The sequence below is a fragment of the Candidatus Hydrogenedentota bacterium genome (assembly GCA_018005585.1).
Classification (GTDB): Bacteria; Hydrogenedentota; Hydrogenedentia; order Hydrogenedentales; family JAGMZX01; genus JAGMZX01.
The window spans coordinates 7,218-15,885 of record JAGMZX010000057.1; the positions used below are offsets into that span (position 1 = coordinate 7,218).

At 61.6% G+C, this 8,668-nt stretch carries 6 protein-coding genes; 4 read left to right on the plus strand and 2 right to left on the minus strand.

The window, feature by feature from the left end:
- Positions 1-840: efflux transporter outer membrane subunit (locus tag KA184_11445; GenBank protein ID MBP8130182.1), on the plus strand; the 840-nt coding region annotated here is incomplete at its 5' end.
- A gap of 137 nt (positions 841-977) precedes the next feature.
- Here KA184_11445 and KA184_11450 read toward each other — a convergent pair.
- The gene (locus tag KA184_11450) at positions 978-2,369 is read right to left on the minus strand and encodes a Gfo/Idh/MocA family oxidoreductase (GenBank protein MBP8130183.1); all 1,392 of its coding nucleotides are present in this window, start codon (positions 2,367-2,369) and stop codon (positions 978-980) included.
- 367 nt (positions 2,370-2,736) lie between these two features.
- Between KA184_11450 and KA184_11455 the strand changes: the two genes are divergently transcribed.
- The 3 genes from KA184_11455 to KA184_11465 all read left to right on the plus strand — a co-directional run bounded on the left by KA184_11455 (position 2,737) and on the right by KA184_11465 (position 7,925).
- The gene (locus tag KA184_11455) at positions 2,737-3,957 is read left to right on the plus strand and encodes a Gfo/Idh/MocA family oxidoreductase (GenBank protein MBP8130184.1); all 1,221 of its coding nucleotides are present in this window, start codon (positions 2,737-2,739) and stop codon (positions 3,955-3,957) included.
- A 195-nt stretch (positions 3,958-4,152) separates the two neighbouring features.
- Positions 4,153-6,567, plus strand: coding sequence for a hypothetical protein (locus KA184_11460; GenBank protein MBP8130185.1), 2,415 nt, complete (start codon positions 4,153-4,155; stop codon positions 6,565-6,567).
- A gap of 86 nt (positions 6,568-6,653) precedes the next feature.
- Positions 6,654-7,925, plus strand: a complete 1,272-nt coding sequence (locus KA184_11465; GenBank protein ID MBP8130186.1) for a hypothetical protein — start codon at positions 6,654-6,656, stop codon at positions 7,923-7,925.
- A 157-nt stretch (positions 7,926-8,082) separates the two neighbouring features.
- On the opposite strand, the gene KA184_11470 is transcribed toward KA184_11465, so the two are convergent.
- Positions 8,083-8,668 (minus strand): hypothetical protein (locus KA184_11470; GenBank protein MBP8130187.1); only part of this gene is annotated, 586 nt, incomplete at its 5' end.

The window sequence follows — 8,668 nt, forward strand, 5'->3', positions numbered from 1 at the left end:
AGCCTGCTGCAGGCCACGGTGCAACTCGAATCGACGCGCGCTCAGGCCGCGGATACGCTCCGCCAGCGCACGGACCTCGAACATGCCATCGCACTCCTGCTGGGCCGTGCTCCGGCGGATTTCTCCCTCGAACCCCGTCCGCTTCATGGAACGCCACCGGCAATTCCAGCCGGGTTACCCTCGGACCTGCTCCGGCGCCGGCCCGATGTGGCCGAAGCGGAACAGAATCTTATCGCGGCCTGTGCCGAGATCGGTGTGGCAGAGGCGGATTTCTTTCCCAGCGTGCGGCTGACCGGGTCGGCGGGCTACCAGAGCAGCGAGATGAAGGGTATTCTCGACTGGCACAACCTGGCATGGTCGCTCGGACCGAGTATTTCCTTGCCCGTTCTCAGGGGGGGAGCATTGCGCGCGAACCTTGAAAAGGCGAAAGCGAGATACCAGGAACTCGACGCTCTATACCGCAACCAAGTGTTGATCGCCTTTGTGGACGTTGAAGACTCGTTGACCGATTTGCACTTGCGCGGGGCCGCAGCCGCATCGCAGGCAAAAGCGGTGGAAGCGGCACGAGAATACCTGCGCCTCACACAGATCGAGTATCAGACCGGCCTTACTGACTATTTGCACGTCGTGAACGCGGAGCAAACCCTGCTGTCCAACGAACTCTCTGATATTCAGATTCTGAACCAGCGCATGGTCTCGTCCGTACTCCTCATCAAGGCTCTTGGCGGCGGATGGGATTCGGAACCGCAGGCGCCGGAGCCCTCCGGCGCTTTGAGTGCGGGCGTCGCCGCCGAACGCGACCCCGCCGACCCGGCCCATATTACTGCCCGACCCCATTAAGGATGCGCCTTTGCGCCGTGTTTCGGCCGCCTGCGCGGAGGCGCCGGTGAAGGCGGGGGCACTGAACCCGAAGACAGCGGTTTCGGTTTCTGGCAATACCATTGTCGCTGTGGTCGAGGACATCCACGAGGCGCTTGTCATCCACTTCCAGCGGGCAAAGACGCGTTTCCGGCCAGGATCTGCGCTTCCGCTTCCGCACGGGAACGGAACGCCTGCATGTCCATGATCACGTTCGAGCGCCGCGCTTCTTCTGCCGCGAACCCGAGCAGGTGGCTTTCCACGACGTTGCTCGCGCGCGTCAACGCCTCGTCTGGCGCGTCGCGCTGCAGCGCCTTGGCGAATGCGACCAACAGCGATTCATCGCCGCCGCCGTGAAAGAGGCCGTGGTAGCGGATGCGCTTGCGTTGCACACGCGCCGGGTTGAACGAGCGCACCTCGAGCCGGCCGGAGAAGTCCGCCGACCGGATTTCGCCCCGCGTTCCGTGGAAGTTGCAGGTCCGCTCCCAAGCGAGGCTGAACGCGGAAATCGAGAACGACACGACAACATCGTTCTCGTACTCGATGTTGATGACCTGGTGGTCCATCACGTCGTTGTCGCACCGGAATACGCAGCGCCCGTGCGGCCCTTCGCGCAGCACATTGAGCACGTTTTCCCGGCTGATGTCCCGAACCACCGTCGAGGCCAGCGTGCGGAAGCGCGGCTGGCTGAAGTAGTCAATGGCGGCGCGCGCGGACATTCCGGTCAGCAAGCGTGCGGGGATGGCGGGCCGTCCCGGGTCTACGTACTGCTTCACTGCGTCGTATTCGCACGTAGCCTGAGCGGGGCAGCCGTCCGTGCAGCGCAGTGGGGCGCCGGGCGGCGCATTCGCCGCAACAAAATGGGAGAGCCGGCCAAACGACGACACGCGCAGCGCGCGCGAATTCGAGAACCAGTTGAGCAGATCGAGGTCGTGAATCGCCTTGGCGAGCAGGAATGAATGAGATTCGCACGACCGGCTGTGCATGCCGCGCACGTAGCTCATGATGAAATGCCAGTACCCGATATTCTCCGCGCAGTCAATGTTCAGGAGGCGGCCAATCCGCCGCTCGTCGAGCAGCCGCGCAACCTCCGAATAAATGCGGTTGTAGCGGCACTGCAGCGCAATCACGAGTTGGCGCTGACACTGTTCGGCGGCAAGGGCCAGATGAACGCATTCAGCGGGCGTGTGCGCCATCGGCTTTTCGAGCAGCACGTGATATCCGGCGCGAAGCGCGGTCAGCGCGGCACGGTAGTGCAGGTGACAGGGCAGCGCGATGACCACGGCGTCCGCCATGCGCGGCGCCGCGAAAAACGCTTCCCAATCGTCGAATGCCTGGTTTGACGGAACGCGAAATGCCTCGACGAAACGACGTCTGCGCTCGTCATCGCGTTCCGCAACGCCGACGAAACGCATCTGCGCCGCGTGCCGCTTCGCCAGATAGCCCAAGTTCAATTCGCCGCGGCTTCCCGCGCCAATGAGCGCGAGTTCAACGGGTTGTGTTGTGAGCATGGCGCGATTCCCCTCCTTTGCGGAAGCTCGAAGAAGCGGGCCGCCCGCAGGATGACGCCAGTCTACACCCCGGTCTTGAGCGTAGTCATGTCCATCTTGCGGTCAGGCGAAAGGCCCAGAGAGTCTTATGTCTTCGGGTGGTTGGTGAAGTAATTGAATTCAATCTCGGGAAAGACTACCGCCAGGTGACGGCATAGACCGTGCAATCCCGGCATTTCGGAAGCGCCGTGTTTCTGCCTTGGTTGTGCAAGGGGTATTCTGGGTGTCTGAGGGCGGATAGACGGGTCATACGCAGGCGGTTATAATGAGTTCCGGAGTCACGGGAGAGGAGCGGCGCGGTCGGGCTAAACCAAGGAGAATACGAATCATGCGAGCCCCTATCGATTCCTCTGGCCGCATCACGCGGCGTGGTTTTGTGCGGCAATCGGCCGCGGCCTCATTCCTCGTCATGGCGGCCCCTGCCGCCTTGGGCAGCGAAGCCAACACGCGCGTGAAGGCCGGGATTATCGGATTAGGCGGGCGCGGCAGGATGATCACGAGCATGGTGCGTGACCACGGCGGCTTCGAGATTGCCGCAGTCGCGGATTATTTTCCCGAACTCGCGCAGGAAGTGGGCAGACAATTTGGCGTGCCGGCCGAACGCTGTTTTTCCGGCCTCTCAGGTTATCAGGGCGTCATCGGGAGCGGTGTTGAGGCGGTATTCCTGGAGACGCCGCCGTATTTCTTCCCGGAACACGCCCGCGCGGCGGTGGAAGCCGGGTTGCACGTCTACATGGCGAAACCGGTCGCGGCGGATGTGCCCGGCTGCCTTATGATTGACGCCGCCGCGCAGGGGGCCGCACAAAAGAACCGGTGCTTCTTTGTCGATTATCAGATGCCCACCGACCCCGTGAATGCCGACGTCCGCCAACGTATCGCGGACGGCGGCCTCGGCAAGCTCGCCTACGTCCAGACGTTCGGCTACGGCTCCGGATTCCAGGACCCGCCGAAGACAGATACCGTCGAAAGCCGGCTGAGGAACCTGATCTGGGTGAACGACGTGGCCCTGGGCGGCGACTACATCGTGAACTACGATATTCACGCCATAGACGCCGCCCTGTGGGTCATTGGCAGAAACCCGGTCGCGGCCGCGGGCGCGTCCCGCATCTGCCGCATGGAACCGCATGGCGACTCGCGGGACGTGTGCTCGGTCGTCTACGATTTTGAAGACGGCCTTGTATTGAACCACGCCGCGGTCGCGCTTCCGAACAAGAATCCCGGCGGTCTTACTTGTATCGCGTACGGAACGGAGGGGCACGCGCAAATCAACTACTGGGGACAGGCCTTTGTAAAAGGCGGTGCAAAGGAAACCGAAGGCGGAACCGTGGACGACCTCTACAATGCGGGCGCGATCCGCAACATCGCCACCTTCCACGACGACATCATTCACCAACGCCACGAAAACCCAACCGTGCGGCGGTCCGTCGACGGCTGTCTCGTCACCATTCTCGGACGCGAAGCGGCCGCGCGACGATCGCGTATGACGATGGATGAGTTGCTGAAAGAGAATAAGCGCCTGGAAGTTGACCTGTCGGGCCTGAGGGCATGACTCGGAAAGGAGACGGGAGAGCTGGATTCACACGGCCTCTGCCATTCCTGAGTGCTTCGTTCATTCTCGACACTCCGCACAAGTGCAGGGATTAAGAAAGTCCGCGACATGAAGTATTCCTCAAGATGTCTGCTCGGCAGGCTCGCAATGATTTCAACGTACTTGCTGATGTTATGCGCGGCGAGTTGCCTCGCTATGGGGGAGGAAACCACGGTTGATCCGCTTGCCAGGGCGGCGATGCATCCGATTGTACGGGACAGGCCGGGTCCGGGCTTCTTCGAAGGCGCGCTCTTGGGCAATGGCGGCTTGGGCGCGGTCGTGACCACGCGCCCGGACGCAGTCGTGCTCCATTTCGGCCACAACAATGTATGGGATATTCGGATTGCCGAGGACAATAAGGAGAAGATCGGCGTATTTCAGGAACTCTTTGAGAAGGTCAAAGCCATTCCGGGCGACTTGCCGAGTCTGGAAGCCGACCCGTGGTATCGGGACTACCTCGAAATGACGCAGGCCAACTACCGGAAACCCTACCCGAGACCATTTCCATGCGGGTCGGTGCTGTTGGGCTTTGATCGGCGAAAAGTGGAGCTGCTGGGCTACCGGGTGGATATTGCCGCCGGCATGTGCGCTGTCAACCTGCTTGTGGATGGTCAGCCCGCGCAACTGCAACTGTTTGTGGACATGGACCGGGATTTCCTGTGGCTGCGCCTCGTGGACGCAGAGAATCATCCTCTGCCGAATTGTTTTGAAAGGGTCAAGCTAATCCCCGACCCGGATACGCCGAACGATCTCCCAGCATATCGTACAGGCAGAAACGCGGACCAGGGAACGCTCTCGTTCACGCAAGTCCTGCCGTTCAACGAGCCCGTCGGCGGCAAACCCGGCGAGTCAAGCCCTGAAGACCGGGCCTTCTGCCTGTCCTTGCGCGTGAACGCGCAAGTGGAGGGGACGGGCCGCATCGACCTGGAGGGGCACCCCCAAGAACTGGGAAGGCTGGAGCGGTTCCTGGTGTCGAGCGAGCCGTTCTTGGCTTGCGTACAGCTTGATGAGGGGCTTGCGTCCGAGGTGGGGGAGGGCGATGTCCCGGTTCCGGCGGATGCGGCGTGCGCCGCGGCGGCCGGTCGCGCGAAAGGAATCTGGCGGGACTACTGGAACCGTTCCGGAGTCGCGCTCGATGATGCGTTCCTGGAACAAATCTGGTATTGGAACCACTACTTTTTCCGCTGCGCCGCGAGGGCCGGCGTGAATTGTCCCGGGCTGTTTGCAAACTGGAGCTATCGCGGGATTGGCACGGCGTGGCACGGCGACTACCACATGAACTACAACACGCAGCAGCCTTTCTGGCTGCCGTTCTCGAGCAACCGCGTGGAACTGAACCTGCCGTACGTAGAACTCATAGAGCGGCTGCTGCCGCTGAGCCGGAAATGGGCAAGGGAATATTACGGTCTGCGCGGGGCGTACTTCCCCCATTCCGCCTACCCCGTTGAGATGACGATCTTGCCGTATCCGGTGCCGACATGGGGCTGGGAAATCTGCGAGACGCCCTGGAGTGTGCAGGGGCTCTGGTGGCATTACCTGTATACGATGGATGAGGATTTCCTGCGGGAGCACGCCTTCGTGCCAATGCGGGACGCAGTACTGTTTCTCGTAGACTACCTGAAGCGCCCCGAAGCGCACGGTCCTCAATGGGGCGACGGCAAGTATCACGTGTTCCCGACCGTGCCGCCGGAATTGTACGGCCTGAAGCCCGGCTTCAAGTACAACAATGACTGTCTTGTGGACTTGACGCTCATCAAGTTCGTGATGAAGGCATACCTTGAGGCGGCGCGTGTGCTCGCGGTCGAAACGGCGGAAGCACAGACCATCGGCGACGTGCGCGATATCCTCGACCATTTCCCGGAATACCCGAAGGCGCAGTCGAAACGGGGCCAGGTCTTCGTCTCCGTGCCGGGCGAGCATGCCGAGGTTGTTTTCAATGTGCCGAACAACCTGATGACCGTATTCCCGGGCGAGGATCACGGGCTCCATTCGCCGCCGGACGTGTACGAGATACTGGTGAACTCCTATCGAAACCAGCAGAACGAAGGCGGCAACGAACTCGTGTTCTTGAATCTTCAGGCGGCGCGGATCGGCATGCTGGACCTGGACAGGTTCAAACGCCAGGTGAACTATTGCCTGGTGGAAAACGGGACCTGTGCCGACATGGTCTTGCAGGTCCACGGTCGCTACAACGACACGACGCCTTTTGATTTCATGCGGCCCATGGGCATCTGGTTCGAGAATTTCTCGTTGCCCGTGGTGATTAACGAATGCCTCATGCAGAGCTACAATGGCGCCATACGTCTCTTCCCCAACTGGCCTCTGGAACGCCCCGCTGCCTTCTCGACCTTGCGCGCCGCCGGCGCCTTTCTGGTCAGCGCCTCATGCGCTGATGGCCGCGTCGGGAAGGTTACCATCCTGAGCGAAGCGGGCAGTGTCCTGTGTATCCACAATCCGTGGACACGGGGGGTGCGTCTCATCCGTGACGGCAATGAATCGAGCCGGCAAGAACGCATGATTGAAATACCGACCAAGCCCGACGAGACCATCGTGTTATTGCCGGAGAAATGAGTAAGGAAGCAATTTGCAGATTTGTCATTTCGGTCCCCTTGATTTCCGTATTTGAGGACGCGCAGTCTGTGCGCGGAGAGCTTCACATGTCATTCTTGCCCGTGGACGCCGGAGAACCGGACACAGAAGCGCCGGCGCAATTACCCGCCGGTCCGCGCGTTGCGAAACTGGCGAATCTCAGCGCGTCTTTCGCGGTTCTCTCCGGTGTTCTGTTCGCAATGGCTGTACTGCTCGCATGGCTTCCCGGCTCAGGATGGTATTCCTGGAGCCCGCCTTTTATCTGGGGCTTCCTTCCCTGGAGCTATCTGTGCCTCTATTGCGTGGCGGCCGCTACGCTGGGGTGTGCGCTCGCGGCCATCGTTTGCGGAGAGGCTGTGTTCATTGCCAATGCCTGCAGAGGACCGTGCGCGCCGTGCTGGCGTGTCTTCTTCGTCGTCTCGCTCGGCGTCCTGTTTTCGGCGCCTATCGCTGTTGTCGCGTCGCTGCTCCGCCACGAATTGGCAGTTGCCACGCTGGGCGGGGCACTGTTGCTCCTTCTCTCGGGACATGTGGTCTTCCTGAGAAGGAATGCACGCGCCCCACTCTGGCGGGCATTTTTCGGAAGTGCGCTGGGCTCTGTTGCCGCCATTCTGATTGCCTTGCCCCTGCTCGGATTCTCCGCCAAGTGGCGGCATAACATGGATGCGGTCGTCTGTCCGGGCAATCTGCACCTGTTGGAAGCGAAGCTTCGCAGGTATGCCGAGGACAACGCCGGCAGATTCCCGCCTCTGTCTTCGCAGCCGGGCGTGCTCATGTTTTCGCGGGAAGCAATCCCGCCTGATAGTGACATTCTGCGTGCGCTGACCTGTCCAACCGCTCGTTATGCCGGGATGAATACGGCGGGCTACGAAGCCGCGCGCGCGAGGACGCCCGTCATGGGCAGCCAGAGCTATTTCTATCTGGGCTACGCCCTGCTGGACGACGACGACGTGGAGGCGTTCGCGCGGGCCTACCGCACGACCATTTCCCGGGGTGGAACGTTTGACGATGACCTGGTCGTGGGAGACGGCTTGGAAACGCGCGTGCTCCACAGGCTGCAAATCGATGTTATGTCTCTCTGGCGGCAGACGGGGGACCCCAATGCGCTCTCGCCATACGAAGGCCGCGAGAGATACGGCGATATCCCCGATTTCGGCGGGATAACCAGCGACGTCCCGGTACTTATCGAACGCGGGGTGGGGCATATCTTCACGGACTGGGACAGCCGTCCCCGGTTCTCGCATGTCGTCTATCTCAACGATGGGCTTCGGTCTGTCGAACGCGGAACGTGGCCCATTACCGAGCAGACCTTGACCATTCTCGAAGAATTAGCGGATTGAACGCCTCGTCTGAAAAAGACCGTTGCGGCATGCCCCCGGGCAAGGCCCACAGCGGCCATTAGCAACCAGTGCGCGTGCTTCGGTTCAACACAACCGCGCGATGACGCTGTGTCGTATTCCTCCTCGTGCTCCGGGGCGGCGAGGGTGAGGGAGGGGGTTAATTCTCCATTGCGGCGCCCAATGCGCGGAGCTGGTCCGCAAAGGGCTCTGGAATGCTGCCATCTGCGTTGATGGGGACGTCCCAGGTGACGACGCCGCCCTTGCCGGTGACATTGCGCGTTAGCGCGATGACTTGTTCGTTGGTAAAGCGCGGCGGACTCTGCGCCCATGAGGGGCCGAGGTAACTCAGGATGTGAAACTGCGCGCTGCCCAGACGGCGTCCGGTGCAGACGACCCTGTCCGGCTCATTGATCTCTCCCGCCGTGTAGTCTTCGTAAGGCGTCAGGCTGCGCACGGGCGTGAAGACGCCGGGGTTAAACGCGACGATGCCGTCCGGGTTTCCGGCGCGCGCCGCGGCCGCGAGACTGGCGAAGTTCGGCGGGTCAGGGTGGAAGTACATGCCGTGCGGATAATAGCAGCCGTCGAACCACCAGCCGCTGACGTTCCCGCCCCAGCGCGCGGACCACTCGCGAATCACCGATTCCCACTTGTTCTGGAACTCCGTGAAACGCGCATCGCCGCCGTCCGGCCCGCCGTCCGGATGCGACCAGATGGGATACTTGCCCGGCGCCCATTCGAGAGCC

Coding starts and splice junctions, on each gene's coding strand:
- KA184_11450 (MBP8130183.1), bottom strand. CDS start 2,369: ATGCTCACAACACAACCCGTTGAACTCGCGCTCATTGGCGCGGGAAGC.
- KA184_11455 (MBP8130184.1), top strand. CDS start 2,737: ATGCGAGCCCCTATCGATTCCTCTGGCCGCATCACGCGGCGTGGTTTT.
- KA184_11460 (MBP8130185.1), top strand. CDS start 4,153: ATGGGGGAGGAAACCACGGTTGATCCGCTTGCCAGGGCGGCGATGCAT.
- KA184_11465 (MBP8130186.1), top strand. CDS start 6,654: ATGTCATTCTTGCCCGTGGACGCCGGAGAACCGGACACAGAAGCGCCG.